The 25,572-nt window shown below is 58.9% G+C and carries 24 protein-coding genes; 12 read left to right on the forward strand and 12 right to left on the reverse strand.

Annotated features, from left to right (window positions below; genetic code table 11):
- Positions 1-88: 88 nt before the first annotated feature.
- The 4 genes from J7400_RS08840 to J7400_RS08855 form a co-directional block, all read right to left on the reverse strand.
- Positions 89-1,282: an HlyD family efflux transporter periplasmic adaptor subunit gene (locus J7400_RS08840; RefSeq protein WP_209062177.1), complete on the reverse strand. Its 1,194-nt coding sequence runs from the start codon at positions 1,280-1,282 to the stop codon at positions 89-91.
- On the reverse strand, positions 1,279-3,411 hold the full coding sequence (locus J7400_RS08845) for a type I secretion system permease/ATPase (protein WP_348540170.1): 2,133 nt from the start codon (positions 3,409-3,411) through the stop codon (positions 1,279-1,281). Before J7400_RS08845 ends, J7400_RS08840 begins: the two co-directional genes overlap by 4 nt.
- A 173-nt stretch (positions 3,412-3,584) precedes the next feature.
- Positions 3,585-4,868: a TolC family protein gene (locus tag J7400_RS08850; protein ID WP_247738719.1), complete on the reverse strand. Its 1,284-nt coding sequence runs from the start codon at positions 4,866-4,868 to the stop codon at positions 3,585-3,587.
- A 132-nt stretch (positions 4,869-5,000) separates the two neighbouring features.
- On the reverse strand, positions 5,001-8,108 hold the full coding sequence (locus J7400_RS08855; RefSeq protein ID WP_209062181.1) for an Ig-like domain-containing protein: 3,108 nt from the start codon (positions 8,106-8,108) through the stop codon (positions 5,001-5,003).
- 864 nt (positions 8,109-8,972) lie between these two features.
- Between J7400_RS08855 and J7400_RS08860 the strand changes: the two genes are divergently transcribed.
- The 4 genes from J7400_RS08860 to J7400_RS08875 all read left to right on the forward strand — a co-directional run bounded on the left by J7400_RS08860 (position 8,973) and on the right by J7400_RS08875 (position 13,736).
- Positions 8,973-10,100, forward strand: coding sequence for a porin (locus J7400_RS08860; protein ID WP_209062183.1), 1,128 nt, complete (start codon positions 8,973-8,975; stop codon positions 10,098-10,100).
- A gap of 309 nt (positions 10,101-10,409) precedes the next feature.
- Entirely contained in the window at positions 10,410-11,543 is a 1,134-nt protein-coding gene (locus tag J7400_RS08865) for a porin (RefSeq protein ID WP_209062185.1), read from the forward strand.
- Between the two features lie 182 nt (positions 11,544-11,725).
- Positions 11,726-13,060, forward strand: a complete 1,335-nt coding sequence (gene tig, locus J7400_RS08870; RefSeq protein ID WP_209062187.1) for a trigger factor — start codon at positions 11,726-11,728, stop codon at positions 13,058-13,060.
- A 262-nt stretch (positions 13,061-13,322) separates the two neighbouring features.
- A complete protein-coding gene (locus J7400_RS08875) occupies positions 13,323-13,736 on the forward strand; it encodes a DUF1330 domain-containing protein (RefSeq protein WP_247738720.1) in 414 nt (137 codons plus the stop codon).
- Between the two features lie 86 nt (positions 13,737-13,822).
- Here J7400_RS08875 and J7400_RS08880 read toward each other — a convergent pair whose 3' ends face one another.
- From J7400_RS08880 to rpsF, 6 genes are all read right to left on the reverse strand, one after another.
- The gene (locus tag J7400_RS08880) at positions 13,823-15,058 is read right to left on the reverse strand and encodes a biotin/lipoyl-binding protein (RefSeq protein WP_209062189.1); all 1,236 of its coding nucleotides are present in this window, start codon (positions 15,056-15,058) and stop codon (positions 13,823-13,825) included.
- Between the two features lie 3 nt (positions 15,059-15,061).
- Positions 15,062-15,514 carry a hypothetical protein gene (locus tag J7400_RS08885; RefSeq protein WP_209062191.1) on the reverse strand — a complete coding sequence of 151 codons (453 nt, stop codon included), beginning with the start codon at positions 15,512-15,514 and terminating at the stop codon, positions 15,062-15,064.
- Between the two features lie 171 nt (positions 15,515-15,685).
- Positions 15,686-16,159 (reverse strand): lytic transglycosylase domain-containing protein, encoded by a 474-nt coding sequence (locus J7400_RS08890; protein WP_209062193.1) that lies wholly within the window; start codon positions 16,157-16,159, stop codon positions 15,686-15,688.
- A gap of 175 nt (positions 16,160-16,334) precedes the next feature.
- A complete protein-coding gene (rplI, locus tag J7400_RS08895) occupies positions 16,335-16,955 on the reverse strand; it encodes a 50S ribosomal protein L9 (protein WP_209062195.1) in 621 nt (206 codons plus the stop codon).
- A gap of 12 nt (positions 16,956-16,967) precedes the next feature.
- The gene (rpsR, locus tag J7400_RS08900; RefSeq protein ID WP_009805008.1) at positions 16,968-17,195 is read right to left on the reverse strand and encodes a 30S ribosomal protein S18; all 228 of its coding nucleotides are present in this window, start codon (positions 17,193-17,195) and stop codon (positions 16,968-16,970) included.
- A gap of 25 nt (positions 17,196-17,220) precedes the next feature.
- Entirely contained in the window at positions 17,221-17,577 is a 357-nt protein-coding gene (gene rpsF / locus J7400_RS08905) for a 30S ribosomal protein S6 (RefSeq protein ID WP_209062197.1), read from the reverse strand.
- Positions 17,578-17,900: 323 nt separating this feature from the next.
- On the opposite strand from rpsF, the gene J7400_RS08910 reads away from it, so the two are divergent.
- Positions 17,901-18,395: a hypothetical protein gene (locus J7400_RS08910; RefSeq protein WP_209062199.1), complete on the forward strand. Its 495-nt coding sequence runs from the start codon at positions 17,901-17,903 to the stop codon at positions 18,393-18,395.
- A 124-nt stretch (positions 18,396-18,519) separates the two neighbouring features.
- Here J7400_RS08910 and J7400_RS08915 read toward each other — a convergent pair whose 3' ends face one another.
- Entirely contained in the window at positions 18,520-18,675 is a 156-nt protein-coding gene (locus tag J7400_RS08915; RefSeq protein ID WP_209062201.1) for a hypothetical protein, read from the reverse strand.
- A 482-nt stretch (positions 18,676-19,157) separates the two neighbouring features.
- Here J7400_RS08915 and J7400_RS08920 point away from each other — a divergent pair, with 482 nt between their 5' ends.
- Both J7400_RS08920 and J7400_RS08925 read left to right on the forward strand, forming a co-directional pair.
- Positions 19,158-19,739, forward strand: coding sequence for a YceI family protein (locus J7400_RS08920; protein ID WP_209062203.1), 582 nt, complete (start codon positions 19,158-19,160; stop codon positions 19,737-19,739).
- A 386-nt stretch (positions 19,740-20,125) separates the two neighbouring features.
- The gene (locus J7400_RS08925) at positions 20,126-20,428 is read left to right on the forward strand and encodes a hypothetical protein (protein ID WP_209062205.1); all 303 of its coding nucleotides are present in this window, start codon (positions 20,126-20,128) and stop codon (positions 20,426-20,428) included.
- 40 nt (positions 20,429-20,468) lie between these two features.
- Here the strand turns inward: J7400_RS08925 and J7400_RS08930 are convergent, their stop codons facing one another.
- Positions 20,469-21,677 (reverse strand): cytochrome b/b6 domain-containing protein, encoded by a 1,209-nt coding sequence (locus J7400_RS08930; protein ID WP_209062207.1) that lies wholly within the window; start codon positions 21,675-21,677, stop codon positions 20,469-20,471.
- 180 nt (positions 21,678-21,857) lie between these two features.
- Between J7400_RS08930 and fabD the strand changes: the two genes are divergently transcribed.
- The 5 genes from fabD (at position 21,858) to J7400_RS08955 (ending at position 25,530) form a co-directional block, all read left to right on the forward strand.
- Positions 21,858-22,796, forward strand: coding sequence for an ACP S-malonyltransferase (gene fabD / locus J7400_RS08935; protein ID WP_209062209.1), 939 nt, complete (start codon positions 21,858-21,860; stop codon positions 22,794-22,796).
- Positions 22,793-23,410: an alpha/beta hydrolase gene (locus J7400_RS08940; RefSeq protein WP_209062211.1), complete on the forward strand. Its 618-nt coding sequence runs from the start codon at positions 22,793-22,795 to the stop codon at positions 23,408-23,410. The genes fabD and J7400_RS08940 overlap by 4 nt, the downstream gene beginning before the upstream one ends.
- Positions 23,411-23,423: 13 nt before the next feature.
- Positions 23,424-24,161 (forward strand): 3-oxoacyl-[acyl-carrier-protein] reductase, encoded by a 738-nt coding sequence (fabG, locus tag J7400_RS08945; RefSeq protein ID WP_209062213.1) that lies wholly within the window; start codon positions 23,424-23,426, stop codon positions 24,159-24,161.
- Between the two features lie 238 nt (positions 24,162-24,399).
- Complete coding sequence (locus tag J7400_RS08950; RefSeq protein WP_058240599.1) at positions 24,400-24,633, forward strand: acyl carrier protein; 234 nt, start codon at positions 24,400-24,402, stop codon at positions 24,631-24,633.
- A gap of 153 nt (positions 24,634-24,786) precedes the next feature.
- Complete coding sequence (locus tag J7400_RS08955; RefSeq protein WP_209062215.1) at positions 24,787-25,530, forward strand: 1-(5-phosphoribosyl)-5-[(5-phosphoribosylamino)methylideneamino] imidazole-4-carboxamide isomerase; 744 nt, start codon at positions 24,787-24,789, stop codon at positions 25,528-25,530.
- The last annotated feature ends 42 nt before the right edge of the window (positions 25,531-25,572 follow it).

Genomic DNA, 25,572 nt, shown 5'->3' on the forward strand with positions numbered 1-25,572 from the left:
TTGAAGTTTCGATTGGCATCAAACAACGTTGCTTTGCATTTATCAGGAGCTCGGTTGCCAAGCGAATCCCAAGCTCAACCGATCCAACCTACGGCTCGCGAAACGCCTCTTTGCTTTTGTAAAGCGGCTTTAGCAGGTAGCGCAGGATGGTTTTGGAGCCGGTGTGCAACTCCACTGTGGCGCGCATGCCGGGGCGGATTTCTATGGCTTTCTGGCGCTCGGTCAGGGCGTCTGTGTTGACGGTGACGGTGACGCGGTAAAACGGCGGGGCAGACGGGTCGCGCTCGTCTTCAAAAGTGTCCGCAGAAATGAAATCGACCTTGCCTTTGAGCGTGCCATAGATGGTGTAGTCATAGGCGGTGAGTTTGATGGAGGCGTCCTGGCCGGGCTCGACATTGGCGATGTTTTCGGGGCGCACGCGGGCCTCAACAAAGAGCTCTTCGCCCAAGGGGATGATTTCAAAGATTTCGGCACCGGGGCGGACAACGCCACCGATGGTGGTCACGGCGAGGTTGTTGACGATGCCACGCATGGGGGCGGTGATCACGGTGCGGGAGAGCTGATCCTGTGCGAGGCGCATTTCCTGCTGCAGGGAGGTGATTTCCTTGAGCGTCTCTGAGTATTCCTCGGCCAGTACCAGCTCGGCCTGCGTGAGGATGTCCATGTAGCGGATCTCGGCCTCTGAGGCTTTTTCGCGGGCCTTGTTGACCTCCAGCAGCGCGACGAACTCTTTCTTGTAGAGGTTCTCCATGTTGGAGAGCTCTTCCTGAGCCTGTTCAAGCTGGGTGAAGGCCCCTTCGCGGCGGCTGTCGATATCAGTCTGACGGGCGGCCAGAAGCGCCTGCTCGGAGGACAGGATGCGCGGGGCGCGGGTGGCCAGCTCTTCGGGCACGTTGAATTCGAATTTGCCTTCGATTTCGGCCTCAAGACGCAGGCGGCGCAGCTCCAATGCGTCGATCTGGTCCTGCAGATCGTCAAAGGCGGAGCGGAAGCGGGTGTCTGAGAGCGTGGCCAGCACCTGACCGGCCTCCACAAGGTCGCCCTGTTTGACAGCGAGGTCTGCGAGGATGCCGCCTTCGAGGTTTTGCACCGATTGGGAGCGGGAGGAGGAGACAACTTCGCCGTCCGCGCGCACGATCTCATCGACCCAAGCAAAGGCAGCCCAGAGCACAAACAGGCCCATGGCGATGGCGATCAGACGAATGGTGAGGCGGGAGGCGCGGAGCTGGTCATCGAGCCCGCTGTCATAGCCTGCGTCGTTGTCATATCCGGTGGCGCTCATGTGCGGTCTCCGGCGGCGAGATGGGCGAGGACCTGCTCGCGGGGGCCATCCACCACGAGGCGACCGTTTTGCAGGATCAGCGTGCGTGTGGAGAGCGACAGGATTGGTGTGCGGTGCGTGGCGATCAGGGCAGTGCGGCCGTTGAGCCATGTGGACAGGCGGCTGACCAGCGTGCGCTCCAGCGTTTGATCCAGCGCGGCGGTGGGTTCATCCAGAAGCACGATCTGCGGGTTCTGCAGCCAGAGGCGGGCCCAGCCGATGGATTGGCGCTGACCGATGGAGAGGCCTTCGCCGCCGTCGCGGATTTGCAGGTCGAGGCCCTGCGGGTGGTTGCGCAGGAAGGGGCCGAGGCCGGCGAAGTCCAAGGCTTCCATCAGGCGGTCATCATCGCGCTCAAGCTGAGTCAGGTTGAGGTTGTCCCGCAGACTGCCTGCAAAGAGGCGCACGTCCTGAGACAGGTAGCCGATGTTGCGGCGCAGGTCGCGCTGGTCGATCTGGCTCATATCGGTGCCATCCAGCAGCAGGCGGCCTTTGGTCGGGCCGTAAAGGCCTGCCATCAGCTTCAGCAGCGTGGATTTGCCGGAGCCGTTGGCGCCCAGAATGGTGACGCGCTGACCGGGTTTGATGACCACGCCGGGCACATCAAGTGTCGGCGCGCCGTCTTCGTCATAGGCAAAGGACAGCTCGCGCAGTTCAAACTGGCCGGAGAGCTTTTCGCGGCGGAGATATTTGCGTTCGCCGTCTTTCTCCTGCTCAGAAAGTGCAATGGCATCAAGGCTTTCCAGTGCGCCCTTCACGTTGGACCAGCGCGCAAGCGTGCCTGCAAACTGGGTGAGCGGCGCAAGGGTGCGCGAGGTCAGGATGCCGGTTGCGATGATGGTGCCGACGGTGAATTCACCGGCAAACACCAGATAGGTGCCGATCACGACGGTGGCGATATAGGTGGTTTGCTGCACGCCTTGGGACCAGTAGGTCAGGGCGGAGCTCAGGCGGCGCTGTTCGGCGGAAGAGTAAGAGGACACCGCGTTGAGTTCGTCCCAAAGACGCAGCACACGGTCTTCGCCGCGTTGGGTCTTGACGGTGTCAAGCTCGGTGATGACCTCCTGCAGCAAGCGGCCGACCTTGGCGGAGGCGCCTTGGGTTTCGCGGGACAGCGCGATCATGCGCTTTTGCAGGACATAGGCCGGAAGCACCATCAGGACGCCGCCGAGCATCAGCACCCAAACCAGATTGCCCGCGATGGAGGCGACGAGGGCCAGAAAGATCACGATGAAAGGCATGTCCGCCAGCACGGAGATCGTGGTGGAGGTGAAGAAATCACGCACAGCACCAAAGTCGCGCATGGCGGCAAAGAGGCCGGAGGGCGGCAGGGGGCGGCGGTCTGAGCGCATGCCAAGTAGGCGTTTCATCAGGCGGTGCTGGATCGAGAGCTCCATGCGGCGGCCAGCGGCGTCGCTCATCTTGGCGCGCGCAAGCTTGAGGAGACCCTCAAGGCAGATGGCGAAGATCGCGCCAATGGCGAGCACCCAGAGCGTGGCCTGACTTTGGTGCGGGATTACGCGGTCATAGACTTGCAGGGAAAACAGGGCGACCGCGACGGCGAGCAGGTTGGCCACCAGAGAGCCCAGTATGATCTCGCCCATGTGGCGGCGGTATTTGGTGAACTCACCCCAGAACCAGTGGCCGGACATGCCGTCCGCGATTTGCGGGATGTGCCGCTCCGCCAGTTGGCGCAGGGAAACTTTGGCGCGCAGTGCGGTGCCCGAGAAGAACGGCGTAAATTCTGCAACCGGCACCTCGGCGCGGTTATCAGGCTGGCTGTCGTCATAGACGGTGAGCGTCTCGTCTTCTTGGGAGAGCACCAACACGGCCTGACCGTTGGTCATCATGGCGATGGCGGGCCAGGCGGCGGGGCCGGGCGCAAGCTTGCTGTGGACTTTGGGCTCGACACCGGCCTGTGCCAGCGCGTTGGCGAGCGCTTTCACGGAGACATCGCCGGGGGCGGAGGTCCACATGTGCTCGGCCACATCGGTGACGGGTACCTCAGAGCCGTTGAGCGCGGCCAGCGTGGAGATCAGCGTGGCGCGGTGCTGGATGCGGTTGGCGGTGGCCTCCACCAGATCATGGATCGCGTCGCCGGGTTTTGCGGCCTCAGCGGTTGGGGCCGATTGGGCCGCAGAAATCGTGCTGACCTTGGGCGGGCGGGGCTGGTTGGCCTGACCGGCCCGATTGGCGGGCTGCGTCGGTTTGATGGAGGCGATAGAGAGCACCGTTGGCGCCTTGCCTTTGGGGGTATCCGCGGTCAAATCGCGTCTCCATCCGCCAGCAGCCCGAGATCGCGGGCCAGCTCCAGCTGCGCAAGAAGGCGGTCATATTTGGCGTCAACGCGGTCCAGATCGCGCAGCACGGATTGTTCGTAGACGTCCACGACCTCCAGCACCGAGCGTTGACCGGCACGGAACTGCGCCTCAAAAAGCTTGTAAGTTTTGCGGCCTTCCTGAGCGAGGTTTTGTGCCTCGGCTTCCTGACGGGAGAGACTCTGAATATTGCTTTCCAGACGCTTGCGGAGACGGTCGCCGTCTTCGCGGGCTTCATCCACCTGACGGGCGGCGATGTCTTTGGAGGCTTCGATGGCTTTGAGGCGCGCACCAGTGCCCAGACCCAAGCCCACGTCATTGCCGACATTCAAGCTGCCGCTGTTGCCATCGGTGGTAAGGCTGGCCCCGGCGGTCAGGCCCGGAAGTTGGCGGGCGCGCTCAACCGTGGCCAGCGCGACGGCGCGGTCGGCTTCGGCGCGGGCTTTGACGACCTCAAGCGGTTCCACCGCCGGGTAGGCCTGATTGGGCAAGGGGGCGGCGGGGGTGAGCGCAAAGCGCGTGCCGGTCATGGCCTGCAATTCGCTGATTGCGGTGGCGGCGTCTTCGCGGGCGGTGTCGTTGCGGGTGTCCAGGGTCTGGATCTTGGTGCGCACCATGCGCAGGTCGCCTTTGTTAGAGACACCACCGTCGATGCGACCCTGCACGATACGTTCAAAATGTTTGAGCTGTTTAAGACCACCTGCGCCGACTTTGGCCCGTTCCTGACCGCGCAGCCCTTTGATGTAGAGTGCCAGCGCGGTGAAGCTGCGCTCATTGAGATCCTGAGACAGGGTGACAGCGGCGACTTCGACATCGGCGGCGGCATAGGCGCGCTCGGCCTTTTTGCGGCCATGGTCATAGAGCACCTGTTCCAGCACCAGACCGGCAATCACATCACCCAGAGAGGTCAGCGAGATTTCCGGGCCAATCGTTGGAAGCCAGTTTTTGTCTTCAGCCTCGGCACGCAGGCGGGCGGTTTGCAGCTCGGCCTCGGCAGCGCGGCGCGAGGAGGCGAGGGCCACATCAGAAACTTCGCTCAAGGCGCTGTCGGCAGGCAGCACAGAGCGGCGCGCCAGCAATGTGTTGAGAATTTCGCTTTCGGCTTTGGCTTCATCCTGAGCAAAGCTGCTGCGTTTGCTGACCTCCGGTGTGGCGGCCGAAGCGGCCTCAGAGGCAGGCTTTGGTTTCAGGAAAGACTCGGCTGAGTCTAGGTGTGGGACCGAGAACATGCAGCCGCTCAGAAGCGTGGCCCCAAGGAGCAGGGGCAGGGACTTATGATGCGTGCGGCAGGGCATGTCGCGTGCGTATAGCCTTGAGCTGGAGGGAGAGAAAGGGCGGCAGAAAGCCGCCCCCGGGATCTGTTAGACGATGACGTTGATGTCTTGGTCGACCACAAGCGTTACGCCGTCATTGCCAACGGTGTAGACGTCATAGAGCTGACCGTCGATCGTCTCTGTCTGGTTGGTTTTGACCGCGCCATTGACGGTAATCTGGTCATCAGAGCCACCGTGGATCGTGAGCGTGTCAGAGGTGTTTGACAGGTTTTTGATCTGTGCTTCGGTCAGGGTCAGGCTGGTGTCGGACGCGTAGTCCAATTCGATGCCCTCAATGTTGAAGCCGCCGATTTGTGCGTGATTGAGCGTGCCCGAGTTGGTGGCATTGTCATCCAGCACAACCAGCGTGTCAGACTTGTTGCCCGCGCTGTCTGTGGAGGCGACCACAAGATGGGCGCCATCAGGTGCGGCCGAGTTCAGGCGGAACAGCGTTTCATTGCCGCCCAGATCAATCTCGGTGGTGGCCACGTCGGTTGTGGTGCCATCGGTGTTCAGCGAGTGGATGTCATAAGACTGAGATTCCGTGTCCAGCGACAGGGAGGTGACCTCATCACCGGAGAAGGTCACCGACTCCACGATTGGAGTGGTGATCTCCGTATCCACCTGGAAACTGGCGTTTGCCGTGGCGGTGTTGCCCGCCGCGTCAGTCACCGAGAGGGTGGCGTTGGCAGTGTAGGTGCCCTCGCGCAACGCGCCGGATTCATAGGTCACAGACCAGTTTCCGTTGCTGTCTGCCGTTGTGCGGCGCACGACGCCGTCCACGTTGACAACCACAAGGGCGTTGGCCTCGGTGGTGCCGTCCAGCACAACGCCGCCCCGCATCTGCGCAGCGTTCACCGGGTTTGCGAAGACGCCGGAGGACAGGTTCACGTTGATTGCGGTGGACGTGTCGACGCGCAGGGTGCCGGAGGACGAAGCGCTGTTGCCAGCGGCGTCGGTGGCGGTGACGGTGACCGCTGCGTCATATTCCCCTTGGCGCACATCGGAAGAGGTGAAGTTAGCTGTCCAGTTGCCGCTGCCGTCTGCGGTGACGGTGCGGGTGGCGTTCTCAAGTTTGACAACCACGGTGCTGCCGGCCTCAGCCGTGCCGGTCAGAGCGAAACCGGAGGCGACCTCTGCGGCATTGGCGATGTCGTCGCCGCCGACCTGATTGCTGTCCAGACCTGCAGAGATCTGGGTATCGACAGCCACGGTTGTGGAAGAGGTGGTGCTGTTGCCAGCGGCATCGGTGGCGGTGGCTGTGACCAGGCTGTTGTAGGTGCCCTGCGGGATTTCCGCAGAGGTGAAGCTGGCCGTCCATGTGCCGTTTGCCGCGGCCGTGACGGTGCGGGTGACACCTTCCATGGTGACTGCGACGGATGCGCCCGGATCTGCGGTGCCGGTGAGCGAGATGCCGCTTTGGACCTCGGCGGCATTGGCGGTGTTGTCGCCGCCCAGCTGGCTGCTGTCAAAGGCGAGACCAATCTCCGTGTCCACGCGCAGGCTTTCAGTGGTGGTGATGGTGTTGCCCGCCGCGTCTGTTGCGGAGACAGTCACTGTGCTGTCGTAGGTGCCGGAGCGGATTTCGCCAGCGCCGAAGTTGGCGGTCCAGTTGCCGCTGTTGTCTGCGGTGACAGTGCGGGTGACGCCTTCCAATGTGACGGTCACGGATGCGCCTGCGTCGGCGGTGCCGGTGAGGGCGAAGCCAGAGGCGACCTCGGCGGCGTTGGCTATGTCATCCCCTCCGACCTGATTGTCGTTCAGGTCTGCGGAGATTTCCGTGTCCACTGCGATGGTTGAAGTGGTGGTTGTGCTGTTGCCCGCGGCATCGGTTGCGGTGAGGGTCACCGTGGCATTGCCGGTGCCCGCTGTGACCGTGCTGGCCGCGAAGTTAGATGACCATGTGCCGTTCGAACCGACGGTCACATTCTGGGTGACGCCGCCAAAGGTGATGGCAAGTGCGCTGCCAGCTTCGCCGGTGCCAGAAAGTACAACACCGTCAGTGGCTTCTGCGGCGTTGATGATGTTGTCGCCTTCCACGGTGTTGAGGGCCACAGACGGGGCGATGGTGTCCACTTCCAGCTGGTCGGTCACGGTGGTGACATTGCCGCGCGCGTCGGTGGAGGTGATCGTCACAGCGGTGCTGTATTCGCCGGTGTTGATCTCGCCCGAGGCAAAGGTCACCGACCATGTGCCATCGGCCAGCACGGTGGTGCTGTGCGTGGTGCCGTCGATTTCGACGGTGAGGGCTGCGCCCGCTTCGCCGGTGCCGGAGATCACATGGCCGGAGCGGTGCTCGGCCTCGTTGACGATGTCGCCGGTGGATACGGTGCCGTCCTGAACACCCACGTCAGGCGGTGTGGTGTCGATGTCGACTGAGGGGCCATCCAAATCATAGGTGGTGGCATCTGGTGCAACCACCGCAACGGTGCTGGCGTAGACGCCGTCATCGGGCAGGGCGGCGGCATCAAAGCTCGCGGAATAGGTGCCGTCATCTCCGACCGTGGTGGTCACGGTTTCAGAGCCAATGGAAACGGTCACGGTCGAGCCTGCCTCTCCGGTGCCGGTGATGGTGACGCTGTCATCCTCGGTGCCGCCGACAATGCGCGAGACATCCGGGTCGTCCACGGTTGGGATGATCGGGCCGCCGTTGCCACCGGCATCGCCGCCACCGTCGATGGTGGAGGCCACAACGGCCGCGCCGCCAACGCCGAGAAGGCCTGGGATAAAGCCTGCGACAGGCGCCACAAGCGGCGCAACAACCGGCTCGATGCGTTCCAGATCGAGGAAGGTCAGCTGATCATAGGCGCTCCACTTTTCGGACGTGGAGATTTCGGTGTATTGGGCAAAATACTGATCGACCACAGGCTCTCCGAGGTCGACCTGTTGGAAGGCGCCATTCTTGGAGATGAAGAGGTCACGCTCTTCGCCTGCGACGGATTGGAAATAATTCTGAAGTGTGATGGTCTCGCCTGACGCCAGGTGGATCACCAGATCCTCACCCTGTTGCATGTAGCCTGCGATGTCATCAGAGGCGAGATTGAGAGAAACGTCCTTGGCTTGACCTAAAAAGATGACGCTATTGGCCTCTTCCGCAGTTTGCCCGCGAACGACAACCCCATCCGTCCCGCGGATGGCGTAACTCAGTGTACTCATATTTGTATTACCGCTCTAAGTTGATCGGGCTTTGGCCCTTGTTGGATTGCGGTGAGTATAGCTCATGACCTTCAATAATCTAGGGTTTTTCCACAATTTAAGGCGAATTCGGTGCAGTTTTTCCTCAGGGTGTTGCGGATTTATTTACGGGAAACCTGTTGAGCTTTAACGCTTATTTAGGGATTTGTTCCGGAGGGACGCTCGATTGGGTGCCGAAAGGGTCGATTGCACATCTCTGGGGGTGAATGGGTGTGCCTCACGGTTGCTTTGAGGTTTGTTAAATCTTCTTAAGGGTGAAATTGCTGCCAGTATTGCGGATTTGTGTTCAGCGAAAAGGTGAGTCCTTGAGGAGCGGAAGTGCTGTGCTGATCGCGAAAATGTGATCTCGGGGCGGGGTGCTTGTGTGCTGGGTGGCGAATTATGGCTCAAGTTGATTTTAGGTAAGCGGAAAACCGCTTATGTCGTTTTTGACGCACGCGTAAGATTGGGGAAAATTTGGCTAAATATATGAAAACAAACATATAAAGAAAGAATATCTGGCATTTAAACTGTTAATGGAAGATCTAAATGCGAATTTCGATGTGGGAAAACGACAGAATTTCACTCGTTAACGACCCAAGCGCCTCCGATTGCTAAAATTTTAGCGAATACTGGATTTGCAAAGCCAGATGACCGGGCGTAGACGCCCCACCGCATCAGGGCTGCGTGCCCGAAAGCTCTGTGGCGCGGGATGGCGTTCAGATGCGTTTGCACGTGGTTTTGAAGCACAGCATGACGGCTGGCGATCCCAATGGGGAGATCGTTGGCCAGGCTCTCGCACAAAAAGCCCTTGGGAATGCCCCAGGGGATCTATGGAGAAGAACAATGGTTGGATTGAAACAATCCGTATGGATCGCCCCGGCGGCGATGATTGCAGGCAGCGTGGCGATGACCTCCGCAGCACAAGCAGAAGATGGCTTCAGCTTCTACGGCCGTCTGGGTGGCGCGATCACCAGCGTAGATGATGGCGTGGATTCCCAAAGCGAATTCAGCGACAACTCCAACTCGTCCAGCCGCGTTGGCGCATGGTACGAGCGTGGCGTTGCTGGCGGCACTCTGAAGTTCAACGTTGAGGCATCCCTGGGGCTGCGCGGCACCGACGAAGTGAGCCAAGCAGGCACCCCAGACTTCCTGTACTGGGACCGCAACGACATCCGTAAGTTCGAAGCGATCTACGAAACCGACCGTTTCGGCACTTTCTACATCGGTGAAGGTTCTTCCTCCTCCGACGGCACCGCAAGCGCGGGTGACGTTGCAGGCACTGACATCGCGGGTGGCGTGTTTGTGGCCGATACCGCAGGTGGCTATCAGTTCCGCACCAGCGCAGGCGCTCTGTCCGGCGTGAGCATCGGTGACGTGTTTGACGGTCTGGACGGTGGCCGTCTGGGTCGTATCCGTTACGACGCACCAACCTTCAACGGTTTCACCGTGTCTGCGTCCGCAGGTACCGAAATTCTGGAGCCAAACGTTGACCGCGAGTACTATGACCTCGCTGTTTACTACAACAACACCCTTGGCGACTATGACGTTGCGGGTGGCCTGTCCTACTCTCAAACCGGCAACACTGACAACGACGCAGATGCGATCGTTGGCTCCGTTGGCGCACTGCACACCCCAACCGGTCTGAGCGCAAGCGTTGCTTACGGCACCGCTGACTTTGACAACAACGGTGCAGGCGGCCAGCCTGACGCAGACTATGTCTATGTGAAGCTTGGTCTGCAGCGCGACTGGTTCTCCATCGGCCGCACCTACCTGTCCGTTGACGCATACCGCGGCAACGACTTCGCATCCGCAGGTGACGAGAGCACCGCATACGGTGTCGAAGCGGTGCAGGACATCGACAACTCCAACATGAAAGTGTTCGCGAGCTACCACCAGCACCAGTACGAAGCGACTGGCGCGTCTTTCCAAGACATTGACGCATTCCTGGTTGGCGCACGCTGGAGCTTCTAATTTCTGAAATCTTTCAGAAATGAGCCTTGAAAGGCGGTCGGAATTTCCGGCCGCCTTTTTCCTATTTTAGTCGCCCAATTGCGGGGCGACGCCTTTTTAATTTGCCACATCGCAACTTGATGTCGTGAATTTGAATAGAGTTTACGATATAGTCCAATTGGAGTGCACAACTCATCCTTTGGGATTGGGTGGCGCTTTGAGCCCGAATTGAATTGGTGGGCCCGAATTTGCGAAACGGCAATTCGGGTGGGGGCTCTCAAATACGACTTTAAGACACATTTTGAACTCTCAATCGATTGGAGAAGCGTGATGGGTAAAAGGGTCTTGGGCAGTATATCCAAAATTACCAAAACCATGGTCGGCGGGGCGATTGCCTTTTCAGGGACAGCAACGGCGGTATTGGCGCAGAACAATGCCGAGCTTTATGGGCATTTGAACTACGGGTTTATTGTGGTGGACGACGGGGACATCACCACCAGCGAATTTGCAGATAACTCAAATGCGGTCAGCCGGTTTGGTGTGCGCTATTCCCAGCCAATTGGGCAGGGCACATTCAAATTTAATTTCGAAACCGGATTGGGTCTCGCGGGCAGTTCTGATTGGAGCCAGATCAATGATCCGGAGTTTCTGGAATGGGAGCGCACCAATATCCGGAAGGTGGATTTCAGCTATGAGGGCAGCTTTGGTAAGGTCTATCTGGGGCAGGGCAGCATGGCGTCTGACGGGATCACCGGGGCGAGCTTCTCTGGCACAGACGGGATTGCGACCAGCGCGGTTGCCGATGTCGGCGGCGGGTTTCACTTCAGCGACGGGATGGTTGATGGCACGGAACCCACTGTGAAATCGGTGTTCAATGACTTTGACGGTGGCCGGTTGGGACGTGTGAGATATGACACGCCGCCGTTGGCCGGAGGCGGTTTGATCCTCAGCGCGGCTGTGGGGGAGAACATCCTGAGCGAAGGTGTGGATGACACGGTCTATGACCTTGGTCTGGTCTACAACGGCGATGCCGGAGATTTGCAATATAGTGCGCGCATCGGCAGCGAGTGGACGGATTTTGACGCCGGCGGCGACGCCAATTCGGTGTTTGGGTCCTTTGCCATTTTGCACACGCCCACCGGATTGAACGGCAAGATCGCAGCCGGACGTCGCGACAGCGACAACAGCGCGGTGGACAGTGATTATTTTTACACCAAGCTGGGCAAACGTGATTTTGAATGGTTTGCCTGGGGCAAGACCCATCTGTCGGCAGATTTCTTCTGGGCCAATGACTCCCGTCTTGCGGGCGATGATGGGTTTGCCTGGGGGCTGCAGGCGACACAGGAGCTCGATAACTATAATGCCGAGCTTTATCTCGCGTATCGTCAGTTTCAATATGAAGAGCCGGGGCTGGATTATCAGGATATCGACATCTTCATGGTGGCGGCACGCTGGAACTTCTGACACCCGCTGATCGGCAGAGGGCCGCCCCTTGGCCTCTGCATGGTCCCTGTCGCTGACTGAAAGCCGCTCTCTGCGTGGAATTGGCCTTGCACAGCGGCGCGGGGGCCACTAGAAGAGCACAAATTTTCTCGACTGCGCGCGGACTCTCATGTGCCGCGCGCCGCTACTTATGGGGACTCCTGATGCAGGTTACCGAGACTCTGAACGAAGGTCTGAAACGCGGCTATTCGATCACCGTGACAGCTGATGAGCTGGACGCGAAGGTCAATGAAAAGCTGAAAGAAGCACAGCCGGAAATCGAAATGAAAGGTTTCCGCAAGGGCAAAGTGCCGATGCCGCTTCTGAAAAAGCAGTTTGGTGAGCGCCTGATGGGCGAAGCCATGCAAGAGACCATCGACGGTGCGATGAACGCGCATTTCGAAGAGTCCGGCGACCGTCCGGCGCTGCAGCCGAAAGTCGAAATGAAAGACGGCGAAAATTGGAAGCCTGGCTCTGACGTAGAAGTCGAGATGTCCTATGAAGCGCTGCCAGAGATCCCTGAAGTGGACCTGAAAGGCATCAAGCTGGAGAAGCTGGTTGTCAAAGCAGACGACGCAGCCGTGGACGAAGCTCTGGGCAACCTCGCAGAAACCGCGCAGGACTTCAAAGCACGCGGCGAAGGCGACGCGGCACAGGACGGCGATCAGGTTGTCATGGATTTTGTGGGTCGCATCGACGGCGAAGCCTTTGACGGCGGCGCAGGCGAAGAATTCCCACTGACCCTCGGCTCCGGCCAGTTCATCCCCGGCTTTGAAGAGCAGCTGGTTGGCGTGAAAGCAGGCGAAGAAAAAGACGTGACCGTGACCTTCCCTGAAGAGTACGGTGCAGAAAACCTCGCGGGCAAAGAAGCCGTGTTCTCCTGCACCATCAAAGAGGTGAAAGAGCCGGTTGCTGCAGAGATCAACGACGAGCTGGCGACCAAATTCGGCGCTGAAGACCTTGCCGGTCTGAAAGCTCAGATCACCGAGCGTCTGGAAGCAGAATACGCCGGTGCCGCACGTGCGGTGACCAAGCGCGCGCTGCTTGACGAGCTGGACAAGCTGGTGTCCTTCGAGCTGCCGCCATCCCTGGTGGAAGCGGAAGCGGGCCAGATCGCACACCAGCTGTGGCACGAGGAAAACCCAGAAGTGGAAGGCCACGATCACGACAAGATCGAGCCAACTGAAGAGCACAACACTCTGGCAGAGCGCCGCGTGCGTCTCGGCCTGCTGCTCGCAGAACTGGGCCAGAAAGCAGAGGTCGAAGTGACCGACGCCGAGATGACCCAAGCGATCATGAACCAGGCGCGTCAGTACCCTGGTCAGGAGCGTCAGTTCTTTGAGTTCATCCAGCAGAACGCACAGATGCAGCAGCAGCTGCGCGCGCCGATCTTTGAAGACAAAGTTGTCGACTATGTCTTTGAGCTGGCGGAAGTGAGCGAGAAAGAGGTCTCCAAAGACGACCTGCAACAAGCCGTAGAGGCACTGGACGACGAATAAGTCCATACCCTGTTAAAGGGACAGTGAGAGGCCGCTCCGATGGGGCGGCCTTTTTTTTGTTGGCTACTGCGGTCATTTGGGGGCTGCCGTGATGCACAGGTTTTAATGGGGCCAGTCCCCATACGCAGGTTTTAATGGGGGCCAGCCCCCATGCACCCGGGATACTTCAGGAATGAGAATGCAGGGGCGGGGGCGCGGGGAGGTGCTTGATCTTTTATGGCTGTGGTTGTTCTCTGCGAGGGTGTTTTGAGGAGAGCAGACATTGGACTACACCACATTTGACAAGGCCGGATATGAGGCTTTCAAGGCCAACGATCGGGAGGGGCCGGTGCATATGCTGAACCTGATCAAGCTGCGTGATCAGGCGGTCTATGAAGATGGGCGAGAGGCCACCGGTGCGGAGGCTTATGCCGCTTATGGGCGCGAGAGTGCGCCGGTGTTCAAACAGCTTGGCGGCAAGATCATCTGGCGGGGCAGCATGGAGCAGATGCTGATCGGGCCGGAGAAGACGTGGGATCTGTGTTTTATTGCGGAGTATCCAAGCGTGGAGGCCTTTACCTCTATGCATAAGTTTCCGGAGTACCGCGCGGCGGTGGCGCATCGGCAGGCGGCAGTTGAGGACAGCAGGCTGATCCGCATGGCCCCTATGGCGCTTGGCGGGAATTTTGGAGAATAAGCGCTCCCAGAGTTAGATCACGAGAGCTTGCAACAAAAAAGCCCCGGTGAAAGACCGGGGCTTTTTCTGTTTTTCTGTCGCCGGGATCAGTGGTGGCCGGAGAAGACCAGCGTTCTGAACGGCATGAGAATGGCGCGGAAGCGCAGGATCAGAGCGTGGGCGTAGCCGACGGTGTCGATCACATGCAGGGCCACAAATTTTGCCGTGCCGATGTCAGGATCCTGCAGGCGCTCGTGGTTGCTGGTGTAGGCGTTGACCTCACATTGGCTGCCCGGGGGCAGATGGTCGATGCCGCCTTCCCAGAGCGGTTCCATATAGGCGATCACTGTGCCGGGGCGCTGCAGGTTCTGCGGATCGCGCAGGGTATCAGAGGGGCGCACCTGACCGGAGGGGATCACATCCTGCACACCGATGATGACCATGGGGGTCACCCGCATAGGTGCGGTGGCGCAGGAGATTTCTGCCAGCATGCCGGGGTGCAGCACCTGTGCGGTGAGCTGGCTGAAGCCAGCCTGAAACCGCCCGCGCCCGGTGTCTGAGGGCACGAGGATGCCCGCAGGGCGCAGGATCGGGTTGATGTAATCTCCGGGGCGGAGATCAAACTGTTCGATACGTCCGGCTTGTCCGGCATAGATCGTCATTTTCGACAGTTCTACCTGGGCCTGATTAAGAGAGGCCTCGGCGCTGTCTTTCTGGGCCGGGATCTGGATTTCCTGCCGGTGCTTGGCGGATTCAAGGGCGGAGTGGGCCGCATCCACGGCGGCAAGGCGTTCCTGAATGAGGTTCTCCAGACGCTCGACCTCACGCACGGTCACAGCAGGGGAGTTTTCCTGAAACAGGGTGTTTTTGCGCTCAAACTCGTCCTTAGTTTGCTCAAAGGCGGCTTCGGCGGCATCAAAGTTGGCCTGTGCCACGCGGGTGTCGTCATGGGCCAGCAGGGCGGCGGCATCCACTTCGATCACAGCAGCGCGGGCGGTGGCGACGGCGGCGCGCTGGCGGCTGTCATCCAGTTTGAAGATCACATCGCCTTCTTCCACGGTTTGGTTGTTTTCCACCATCACCTCGGTCACGCGGCCGCTGATTTCCGGCAGGATGGTGACGGTGCGGAAAAACGAGGTCACATTGGAGGTGGACGGGTGGTAATAGAAGATCAGGGTGATCAGGCTGACCGTCAGAATGAAGCAGGAGCTGAGGCCGTAGCGCAGCTCATACCACATGGAGAATAGGGTGATTTCCTGCCCCAGACGTTTGCCCTGCCAATAGCGGCGGAACAGAAAGTCGGGGAAGATGGTCAGCATGGAGCAACAGATAAATTCCAGCATGGCTTACACCTCACCGTCTTTGGTGGCGTCTTTGGACGCCGTGTGGGTGGGGGCTGGAGTGGCCTTTGCGGATGCGGTCTGGGCGACGGTTTGCGGAGGCTCCGGCGATTTTAGACGGTCCAGCGCATCGGCGATGCGCCCAAGCGGGGTTTCATAATCCGGGATCTGGATCAGGGCCAGCAGAAGGGCGGCCACCCAATAGATGTTGTTGTGGGTGAACAGAGCGATCAGGGCAAGCACACCCACGATTTGAAGCTGATTGGCCCCCACTTTGTGCGCGAGCTGTTCCGGTAGGGAATGCAGGTGCAAAAAGAAGGTGGTGAGGAGGAACACCATGACCACAGCAAAGATGGCCACATTGGTCATCATCGGGTCTGCCCCTGTCGCATCGGATATGAAGCTGGGGAGATGGTGGGGGGCGAGGGGGTGCAGGGTGCCTGCGGATTCGGTGCTCACAAGGGGCCTCAAAAACTGAAAACAATTGCGGGGAGAATAGTCTTCGCTGAGACCGCTGCCAAGGCGACTTCGTTAAGAATACACTAATCCCGTCAATCTGGTGCCGGGGTGTTTCTTATCTGCCAAAGCGCGAAAAATGGCGGCCTCAGGCAGGCACGTGTGTTTTGGGGATCAGGGGGCGAGGCCGGTTTCTTTTAACAATCCTGCGCGCTTGGCCTCCGGGTAGTAGCCTTTGGCATAAAGGAACACAGAGCGGTCGTAGTTGCCCTCGGCCACAAGGTAAGCGCCGCGCAGGTATTTGACGGCGTAGGTCAGATTGGTTTCAGCATCGAGCAAGCCCTCGCGGTTGCCGGTGTAGCCCATGCCGCGGGCGGTGGGCAGCTGGATTTGCATGAGGCCGATGTTGTTGCCGTTGGTGACCCAGGGGCGGTGGGTGCTTTCGCGAATGACCACGCGCTGCACAAGATCACGCGGCACCTCATAAAAATCGGCATATTGATTTATCAGCGCGCGCAGCTCCAGCGTTTCATTGGGGTAGAGCGGCGGGTCAAATTCTGGGGCGGCGGTTGGTTCTGTGCTGGCGCAGGCCGCTGGCAGGGAGATCAGAAGGGCGAGCGCCATACGGCGTGAATAGTGGGCGGGCATGCGGCCTCCTGAAAGTCATTTTGTTCAGTATGGCCGGTCGCACAGAAAAGGGAAGCGGTTGGTCGACACAGAGGCACTCTTGCGCAGGAGTTTGCGTAAGCACTGGCCGGAAAAAGAAAAACCGCGCCCAGGTGCACCCGGACGCGGCTTCGCGAATTCTTCGCTGGTAAAGCGTTTACTGCTCTTCGGCAGGCGCTTCCTCAGATGGGGCAGGTGCACCCATGTCGTCGTCGTCAGAGGCAGCTGCGCCGATATCGTCGAACAGTTCGGCGATTTCGAATTCTGCTTCTGCTTCTGCTTCTGCAGCCAGTTCCTGAATGGATTTACCGGAAGCTTGCAGCTCCGCTTCTTCCTCAGAACGGGCAACGTTCAGATTGATGGTGATCTGAACTTCAGGGTGCAGGTTCACGTGAACCGCGTGCAGACCGAGCTCTTTGATCGGAGCGGCCAGAGCAACCTGTTTCTTGTCCAGAGAGAAGCCTGCTTCGGTGGCTGCTTCTGCTGCGTCACGTGGGGTGACGGAGCCGTAGAGCGCACCAGCGTCGGACGCGGAACGAATCACGATGAACTGTTCGCCATCGAGCTTCTCGCCCAGTGCTTCTGCTTCTTTCTTGGTTTCCAGGTTGCGCGCTTCGAGCTGAGCTTTCTGCGCTTCGAAAGATGCGATGTTGGCTTTGGACGCGGTCAGCGCCTTGCCCTGTGGCAGCAGGAAGTTACGAGCATAGCCCGGCTTCACGTCCACAACTTCGCCCATTTGGCCCAGCTTGGCCACACGTTCCAGAAGGATAACTTGCATGTCAGTGTCTCCTTACTTCACGGCGTATGGAAGCAGTGCAAGGAAGCGCGCGCGTTTGATTGCACGGGCCAGCTCACGCTGTTTCTTGGCAGACACGGCTGTGATGCGCGAAGGCACGATTTTGCCGCGCTCAGAGATGTAGCGCTGCAGCAGCTTGGTGTCTTTGTAGTCGATCTTCGGCGCGTTCTCACCCGAGAAAGGGCAGACTTTGCGACGGCGGAAAAATGGTTTTGCAGCCATAACTTAATGTCCTCTCTTAAGGTGATCAGGAGCGGCGGTCGCGGCGGTCGCCACGCTCGTCACGTTTCTGCATCTGAACCGAAGGACCTTCAGCGTGTTCGTCAACCTTGATGGTCAGAACGCGCATCACATCGTCATGCAGGCGCATCAGGCGTTCCATTTCCTGAATCGCTGCGGCAGGCGCGTCGGATTTCAGGAAGGCATAGTGGCCTTTGCGGTTCTTGTTGATTTTGTAGGCCATGGTTTTCACGCCCCAGTACTCGCTCTCTACAACGGACCCGCCGTTGTCAGAAAGAACTGTACCGAAGTGTTCAACGAGGCTTTCTGCTTGCGCGTTGGACAGGTCCTGGCGCGAGATGAAAACATGCTCATAAAGCGGCATGTGCTCTCCATTCATTTTACAGGCGCATTTCAAAGAGCGGGGCATCTTGGCCTTTCGCACCCCACCCACGAGAGACTGCGCGGTTCAAGCTTTTGCGAAAGGATGGCGCTGTATAGCCGAATTCGGCGAAGGCGCAAGGGGAGAAATGGCTCTTTGGACCAAGTTTTCTTGGGGCTCAGAGAGGGCTTAGCGATGATTTAACCAAAAGCACAGGGATTTCGTTAATCCGCCCCATTCTCGCCTGAATTCACCCGGAAGTTTAGCGCAAAGGCGGGACAAACCGCAGAAACTGTCGCCGCAAGGGCGCATAGGAGACCGGGACAATGATGGCGATGACACAAATCGCAAATGAAGCACGCTCTCGCGTGGCTATGGTGGAAGGCAAGCGGCCTTCGCTTTCCGTACGCACAAGCGCTGTCGTGTTCGGCTTTGCTTTCATTTGGGCGGGCATTGGGCTTTGGCTGGTGCCGGGTCTGGATCTGACACCCATGATCCTGCTGTCAAAGATGGGCATTTCCATTCTGTTGGTGACCGCTGGCGTCGGGCTGACCCAGATTGCCACGCAGAAACCGCGTCAGGAGCTGCATTTTGATCAGCGCAACCGTCAGCTTCTGGTTTTTGAGGGATTGCCGCGCCGCCGCAAACATGTGGCGCAGGCCATCAACTATGAAGACATCGGGCGCGTTGATGTGAGTGACACACGCTTGACGGTGCTGAGCGCTGATGGCGGCGAAATTGTGGGGCTTCCGTTGGATGGGCCGCATGCCCGTTTGGACGCCATTGCGCAGCTGCGCAGCCAGACCATGTTGCCGCTTTAAGGGCAGCGGGTCGCGCGCAAATTCAGAATGCTACGAGAGTGACTTGAGGTCGGCAGCCGGATGGGCTGGCGGCCTTTGGTTTTGTGCTGGCTTTGAAGGCTTGCAGGTGCGGCCCCGATCCTAATCAGGCGGAGGGGGGCTTTTGGTTTGCGGTTTCGTTTTTCTTCTTCTTTTCCTGATCATGGTGCCACTTGATGGCGTAGAACATACCAATGCCTAACACGATGATCTTAAAGGGAAAGAAAACCAAAGGGAAAAGATCTACCCAACCCAGTTCCATTGCATATTTCCAATCTGTTTCAGGACGCTCTTTGCTGGAGAGGCGCTATCTCATGGCGGCAGCACTCAACATCCGCCACATTGACGCAGGCCCCACGGCAGGCTTGTGCGCTGCCTGATATAGGGAGGATGGGCTGCCACCTCAACCGGTCGCCGGTAGGGCGTTTGAAGGCTATATATAAGGGGAAGCATTGACTTCGTATGGGCGTTTCCTGTGCGGGTTTCAACGGCAGCGCGGGGTAAGTCGATGAAATGCATCAAATTCAAACAACCTGAAGTGATATGGCTAGGCTGAAATTCGCTCACGCTGGAAGTCTCTTATTTTATTGGGGAATGGCGCGTTTTGTGCGGTCATGCGGGGATGTCTTCACGGAAATGTTCACAAAAGCACAGTGGTTGTGGGTTTACGTAGAATTGCGATTGGGAGAAGTCTCGGCACATTGCTAGTATCACATCGTTATTGATCCATTTTGGAGAGACCCCATGAAACGCACCCTTTTTGCCGCTGGCCTCGCATTGGCCGCCGTCACCGCAACTTCCGCTGTTGCAGCGCCTGAGAAATACGTGCTCGACGCATCGCACAGCCAGATCCTGTTCTCTTACAACCACCTGGGGTACTCCACGACCTGGGGCATGTTCTCCGGCTTTGAAGGCGAGATCATGTTTGACAAGGAAGATCCGTCTGCAAGCTCCGTGACCGTGTCCATGCCTGTGAAATCCATGTTCACCGGTTGGGAAAAGCGCGATGCGCACTTCATGAGCGGCGATTTCTTTGATGCGGCGGATGATGAGCTGGTGAGCTTCTCCTCGACCGGCATCGAAGTGACCGGCGACAACACCGCCCTGATCACCGGTGATCTGACCCTGAACGGTGTGACCAAATCCGTGGTTCTGGACGCGCAGCTGAACGCAGCCAGCGAGCACCCAATGGCGAAAAAGCCTTGGGCGGGTTTCAATGCGACCACCACGCTGAAGCGCACCGACTATGATGTTGGCAACTTCGCGCCGTTTGTGAGCGACGAAGTGGAAGTGCAGATTTCTGTTGAGGCGATGAAAGCGGAATAAACGCTTACTTCGCGAGAGTTTGAGAGGGCTGCCTGAGAGGGCGGCCCTTTTTTGTGCCTAGGGCATTGTCGGAAGGTTCTGCAGTGCCTGAAGCTGATCACAAAGGCCAGCCCCTGACCCTGGGTGGGGGTGAAGCCCCCTCCCGTGGGGAGGGCCCGTAAAGATGAACTTAGGCTGGTCGGCTGCGCCGCCCACGAGAGGATTGAGGTTTCGAGAACCTGACGGCCAAGGTGGCGTGATAGCGTTTTAGAGGTAGGGCCAAGGTTCGCGCGTTCGTTTGCAGAGTGAGAATTTAAGTTTGTATCTGCGGGGCGGTTTTAGTTGAATAGACGCGGTTGCTCCATAATTGGAGCTGAAGCCTTAACTTCACTAGTTTGGAGCGAGCATTGGAAGTTGTTCTCTATTTGGCCTTTGCCTATGGCTGTGTCGGGCTTTGTGCGACTTCAGTTTGTTTTTTCAGGTTCTTTGCTTCGATCATGAGCCTGATAAATGCCACTAATGCGCAGTTCGATGCAGCTCCTGTTAAGTACATTGCTACAGGTGGTTTATGGCAAATGTGGCGTGTTGTTGACGATAGAAATAACGCGCATGCCACCAAACGCATGTTGAAAAACTTGGCGCTCTTCATTTTATCGTTCGCAGCTACGATGGCGCCACTTCTTGTGCTCGCAGCATATACTGAGCAATGAGGTTTTAGGGCCGTCTCAGGTCAACGGCCCCAAGTGATTTCTAAGATTGTTCGCCGCGCTTTGCGGTCAGGTTGACGGTGACGGCGACGCCAAAGCCCAGCGAGCTTTCGTCGGTCATCGTATCCCCTACGTGAAAGCTGCGGCGATCAAGCTCCAGCGCGCCGGACATTTCTGCGGAGTCGCCATCCAGTGTGAGCGTGAAGGGCAGGGTGGTTGGCACCTCATGTCCGCTGAGCGCCAATGTTCCTTCGGCGATGTAGCCTGCCTCGGCAGCCAGCAGGTCGGCGGTGAAGGCCGCGGTGGGGTGTTCTGAGGCATTCAGATAATCCGCGCCGAGAGCCTGATCGGTGACTGAGCCAAGGGTGAGCGAGCCGATGGCAATGGTCACCGTGACCGTGCCATGCTTGCCGTCGGTCGCGGTTTCGTCAAAGGCGATCTCGGCGGTCCAGTCAGCGAAGCTGCCGGTCACCTCGCTGCCAAATTGCTGCACAGCGATGCCGAGCGTACCGGATTGCACCTGCCATTCGGAGGCCACTTCGGCGAGCTCTGCAGCGGGTTCGGCCCCTTCGGCTGGTGCGAAGATCCCGGAGAATGCGCCAACATATAGTGCTGCGGCCCAAACGGTTGCGGCGCCAAGGAACGGCAGGGTGTGGCCGGGCTGTTGTGCGGGCGTGTCTGGCAGATCCGGGGTGCCGGGCAGCATGCGCTGGAGCGTTTTGTCTTTGTCGATGATGGCGTGTTTCAATGCGCCGCCAATATGGGCCAGCAGGGTCAGCACCAAGAGGAGCATGAACACATAGTGCAAGGCTCCCAGAGTTTCGGCCAGCACAGGATCTTTCGGAATAAAGAACAGGGATTGCCCAAAGGGCCACCAGATCGGGGCAAAGCCAGTGGTTGCCGCGTGGTGCATCCAACCGGTCAGCGGCACAAGCACCATGGCGCCATAGAGCACCCAATGCGCAGTCTCTGCGGCCAGCGCCTCAAGCTTGTGGTCGCCATTGAGCAATTTGGGGCGCGGTTGGGTGAAGGCCCAGAGAATACGCAGGACCGCCACCAAAAACGCGGTCAGGCCGATGGTTTTATGCAAAGAGAAGAGCGTGGCCTTAAAGGCGAGTTGCGCGCTGTCCTCATAGGGGGCCTGATGGGCGAAGTAGCCAACCGCCAGCGCACTGACGATCAGTAGGGCGGTGAGCCAGTGAAATGTCTTGGCGACACTGCCATAGCGGGCAGCGGTGTTGGAGCGCGACATGTAAAAACCTCTTATATACGTTGGCTCTAGAGTGGCGGTTGTGGGGCTGTGGCGCAACCGGCGCTCATGCACAAGTGAGGTGCGCGTCTGCGCAATGTGGCAGGGGTTAACGCTCTATTGACGTTGCGTGGGGCTTTTCTGCGGGGTATGTCGGTGCAAATACCTTTGAGGAGAGCCAGAATGAGCCGTGCATTTGTATTTCCGGGCCAAGGGGCCCAGACCATTGGAATGGGCAAGGCGCTGGCCGAAGCCTATCCAGAGGCACAAGCGATTTTCAACGAGGTGGATGACGCGCTCGGGGACAACCTGAGCAAGCTCATCTGGGAAGGGGATCAGGAGACTCTGACCCTGACGCAGAATGCGCAGCCTGCCTTGATGGCGACCTCACTGGCGGCGATGACGGCGCTCTATGTAGAGGGCATTGCAGTGACCGATGCGTCCTGTGTTGCCGGTCACAGCCTTGGTGAATATTCTGCGCTGGCGGCAGCAGGTGCCATCAGCGTTGGCGACACCGCGCGTCTTCTTCGGACCCGTGGTCAGGCGATGCAGGCAGCGGTGCCTGTGGGCGAGGGCGCGATGGCCGCGATCCTCGGCCTTGATTTTGCAACGGTGCAAGAGGTGGCTGAGGCGGCGGCTGAAGGGGAAGTCTGTCAGGCGGCCAATGACAACGACCCAACACAGGTTGTGGTGTCCGGTGCCAAAGCTGCTGTTGAGCGGGCGGCGGAGATTGCCAAGGAAAAAGGCGCACGCCGCGCGGTGATGCTGCCGGTCAGCGCACCGTTCCATTGCGCGCTGATGCAGCCGGCAGCCGATGTGATGGCTGAGGCGCTGGCAAATGTAGAGATCAAAGCGCCGGCGGTGCCGCTGTTTGCAAATGTGCGCGCGGCAGCGGTGCGTGATCCCGACGAAATCCGCAAACTGCTGGTGGAGCAGGTGACCGGCTCTGTGCGCTGGCGCGAATCGGTGATCAATATGGCCGCGGATGGTGTGACCGAATTCTGGGAAATCGGCGCAGGTAAGGCGCTTTCGGGCATGATCCGTAAGATCGACCGCAACAATGCGGTGCGCGCGGTGGGGACGCCTGATGATGTGCTGGCGGCTGTGGCCAGCCTCAAATGATCCGACCCAGGCTGAGACGGCGCTTTCTGGCTGGGGCGGCGGCGCTTGGCGTCGCCGTTGTGGCGGGCTGCACGCATTTGCAGGTGGCCTACCTCAATTCCTATGACAGCATTGCGTTTGAGCCTTCAGGTGAGGACCTTTTGGTGTCAGGCACGCTCAATCAGTTCAGCCTTGCGTCGTTTGAGCAGGCGATTGCCGAAAACCCAGAGACCACGCGCCTTGTGCTGATGTATGTGCCCGGATCGGTGGACGATGAGACCAACCTGAAGCTTGGCAATCGGGTGCGTGATCTGGGGTTGGACACGCATCTGACAGCGGACAGCGAAGTGCATTCCGGCGGGACGGATCTGTTCCTCGCAGGTTTGGAGCGCTCGATGGAAGAGGGCGCGATCATCGGGGTGCATAGCTGGGCCGAAGGCAATCGCGCGGGGGCGGACTTTCCGAAGGATGACCCTGTTCACGAAAGCTATGTGAGCTATACCGCACGCATGTTGGGCAGTGCAGATTTCTATTGGTTCACGCTTGACGCGGCACCTGTAGAAGACACTTACATTATGACACCGGCAGACATTGCCAAATACGGGCTTTTGACCAAGCCTGTGGTGAAAAACTGAGAGAGACAGAACTATGTTTGATCTGACTGGAAAAACCGCGCTGGTGACTGGCGCATCGGGTGGCATCGGCGGCGCGATTGCAAAGGCGCTGCATGACGCGGGCGCAACCGTGGGCCTGTCTGGCACACGTGTGGAGCCGCTTGAGGCGCTGGCAGCTGAGCTGGGAGAGCGCGCGCATGTGCTGCCGTGCAACCTGAGCGACTCAGAGGCGGTGGATGCGCTGCCAAAGCAGGCCATCGAGGCGATGGGCAGCGTGGATATTCTGGTGAACAACGCGGGCATCACCCGCGATCAGATTTTCATGCGCATGTCGGACGAGGAATGGCAGAGCGTGATCGACGTGAACCTGACCAGCGCGATGCGTCTGTGCCGCGGTGTGATGCGTCCGATGATGAAATCCCGCTGGGGCCGGATCATCAACATCAGCTCTATAGTTGGTGCGACCGGCAACCCGGGGCAGGCGAACTATGCCGCCTCCAAGGCCGGTCTCGTCGGTTTGACCAAATCCATCGCCTATGAGGTGGCGAGTCGCGGAATCACAGCCAATGCAGTGGCGCCGGGCTTTATCGCGACAGCGATGACCGACAAGCTGACCGACGATCAGAAAGACAAGATCAACGGGCAGATTCCTGCGGCGCGCATGGGCACCTCCGAGGAAATCGCTGCGGCTGTGCTGTATTTGGCAAGTGCTGAAGCAGGTTATGTGACAGGCACCACCTTGCATGTGAACGGTGGCATGGCCATGTTGTGACCGTACGCGGCCCGCGAAAGCGGGCTGCAGCTGTCGCTGGGGAAAGCGTTTGCCTTGTGAGGTGGATGTGTTATAGGCGGCGAGTATTTTCCGGGTGCCCCCTAATTATGCAGAGGGCGGACGGAGACCTTCCGGGACGACCGGACCAGAACCGTCCCGGTTGGGGCACAAATCAGACCCATCTAAAATGATGGGAATTCAAACGGGCCAACACGCCCAAGACGAATGAGGAATTGACATGAGCGACGTCGCAGACCGCGTGAAAAAGATCGTTGTAGAGCACCTGGGTGTGGAAGAGGACAAAGTTGTTGAAGCAGCGTCCTTCATCGACGATCTGGGCGCAGACAGCCTCGACACCGTGGAACTGGTGATGGCTTTTGAAGAAGAGTTCGGCATCGAGATCCCGGACGACGCAGCCGAAACCATCCAGACCTTCGGCGACGCGGTCAAATTCATCTCCGAAGCTTCCTAAGCTCTTCGAGATAACTTTTGTGAAACGGCGCTTCCCTCAGGGAGGCGCCGTTTTGCTGTCGTGTCTGCGAGTTTGCGCGACGTTTTTTTTGCCTTGCGGTGTTCTTTGGGTGGTAAACTGACCTCATAAAGTTTGCTGGAGGAGATTTCCGCAATGATGATTTACCCCACAATGGAACTTCTGGACGGTCGCTGTGTGACCTTGGACAAAGGCGATCTGGACAGCCCGCAGATTTGGCATGTGGACCCGGTGGAAACGGCCAAAGGGTTTGCCGCATCCGGCGCAGAATGGATGCATTTGACGGATTTCAACGCGGTTCAGGGCAGCGATCAAAATGCCGAGCTGGTTGAGGAGATTATTCGCGGGGCAGGGCTGCCTGTGCAACTGGGCGGCGGTATGCGCTCCCGTGAGCAGGTGGAGCACTGGATCGAGAAAGGCGCAGGCCGGATCGTGCTGGGCACCATGGCGGCCTATGACCCCAATACGGCGATTGAACTGGCGCATGCCCATCCGGATCAGATCGTGCTGGCGGTGGATGTCTGGCAGGGGCAGGTGATGACCGAAGGCTGGCGCAAGGCCGGAGCCTTTGACCCGATTGCCTATGTGAACGCTTTCTCAGAAGCACCTTTCGCCGGCATCGTTGTGACCGATATTGATAGCGACATGACCGACGTGGAGGCGCAGCTTGGTCTGATCTCCGGCATCGCAGAACAAAGCCGCTGGCCGGTGACCGCGAGCGGCGTTGTGCGCGGCGCGGATGATATTTCTCGCCTGAAATATGATCCGAACATTCAGGGCGTTCTGATTGGGCGCGCATTGTTCCACAAGTCGCTGACTGTGGAAGAGGCTCTTGAAGTGGCCAAGCCAGAACCGGAGGCGGTGGCGGAGTTCTTGTAACACCCGTTTCTGTCTCTGAGCACTTTGCGTTTTCTCGGATTG

This window comes from Shimia sp. R9_2, from assembly GCF_017743735.1.
Classification (GTDB): Bacteria; Pseudomonadota; Alphaproteobacteria; order Rhodobacterales; family Rhodobacteraceae; genus Shimia.

What these genes read in the sequence shown, in the direction of transcription:
- J7400_RS08840 (WP_209062177.1), bottom strand. Translation starts at nt 1,282, where the DNA reads ATGAGCGCCACCGGATATGACAACGACGCAGGCTATGACAGCGGGCTC.
- J7400_RS08850 (WP_247738719.1), bottom strand. Translation starts at nt 4,868, where the DNA reads ATGTTCTCGGTCCCACACCTAGACTCAGCCGAGTCTTTCCTGAAACCA.
- J7400_RS08855 (WP_209062181.1), bottom strand. Translation starts at nt 8,108, where the DNA reads ATGAGTACACTGAGTTACGCCATCCGCGGGACGGATGGGGTTGTCGTT.
- J7400_RS08860 (WP_209062183.1), top strand. Translation starts at nt 8,973, where the DNA reads ATGGTTGGATTGAAACAATCCGTATGGATCGCCCCGGCGGCGATGATT.
- J7400_RS08865 (WP_209062185.1), top strand. Translation starts at nt 10,410, where the DNA reads ATGGGTAAAAGGGTCTTGGGCAGTATATCCAAAATTACCAAAACCATG.
- tig (WP_209062187.1), top strand. Translation starts at nt 11,726, where the DNA reads ATGCAGGTTACCGAGACTCTGAACGAAGGTCTGAAACGCGGCTATTCG.
- J7400_RS08880 (WP_209062189.1), bottom strand. Translation starts at nt 15,058, where the DNA reads ATGCTGGAATTTATCTGTTGCTCCATGCTGACCATCTTCCCCGACTTT.
- J7400_RS08890 (WP_209062193.1), bottom strand. Translation starts at nt 16,159, where the DNA reads ATGCCCGCCCACTATTCACGCCGTATGGCGCTCGCCCTTCTGATCTCC.
- rplI (WP_209062195.1), bottom strand. Translation starts at nt 16,955, where the DNA reads ATGCAAGTTATCCTTCTGGAACGTGTGGCCAAGCTGGGCCAAATGGGC.
- rpsR (WP_009805008.1), bottom strand. Translation starts at nt 17,195, where the DNA reads ATGGCTGCAAAACCATTTTTCCGCCGTCGCAAAGTCTGCCCTTTCTCG.
- rpsF (WP_209062197.1), bottom strand. Translation starts at nt 17,577, where the DNA reads ATGCCGCTTTATGAGCATGTTTTCATCTCGCGCCAGGACCTGTCCAAC.
- J7400_RS08910 (WP_209062199.1), top strand. Translation starts at nt 17,901, where the DNA reads ATGATGGCGATGACACAAATCGCAAATGAAGCACGCTCTCGCGTGGCT.
- J7400_RS08915 (WP_209062201.1), bottom strand. Translation starts at nt 18,675, where the DNA reads ATGGAACTGGGTTGGGTAGATCTTTTCCCTTTGGTTTTCTTTCCCTTT.
- J7400_RS08920 (WP_209062203.1), top strand. Translation starts at nt 19,158, where the DNA reads ATGAAACGCACCCTTTTTGCCGCTGGCCTCGCATTGGCCGCCGTCACC.
- J7400_RS08930 (WP_209062207.1), bottom strand. Translation starts at nt 21,677, where the DNA reads ATGTCGCGCTCCAACACCGCTGCCCGCTATGGCAGTGTCGCCAAGACA.
- fabD (WP_209062209.1), top strand. Translation starts at nt 21,858, where the DNA reads ATGAGCCGTGCATTTGTATTTCCGGGCCAAGGGGCCCAGACCATTGGA.
- J7400_RS08940 (WP_209062211.1), top strand. Translation starts at nt 22,793, where the DNA reads ATGATCCGACCCAGGCTGAGACGGCGCTTTCTGGCTGGGGCGGCGGCG.
- fabG (WP_209062213.1), top strand. Translation starts at nt 23,424, where the DNA reads ATGTTTGATCTGACTGGAAAAACCGCGCTGGTGACTGGCGCATCGGGT.
- J7400_RS08950 (WP_058240599.1), top strand. Translation starts at nt 24,400, where the DNA reads ATGAGCGACGTCGCAGACCGCGTGAAAAAGATCGTTGTAGAGCACCTG.
- J7400_RS08955 (WP_209062215.1), top strand. Translation starts at nt 24,787, where the DNA reads ATGATGATTTACCCCACAATGGAACTTCTGGACGGTCGCTGTGTGACC.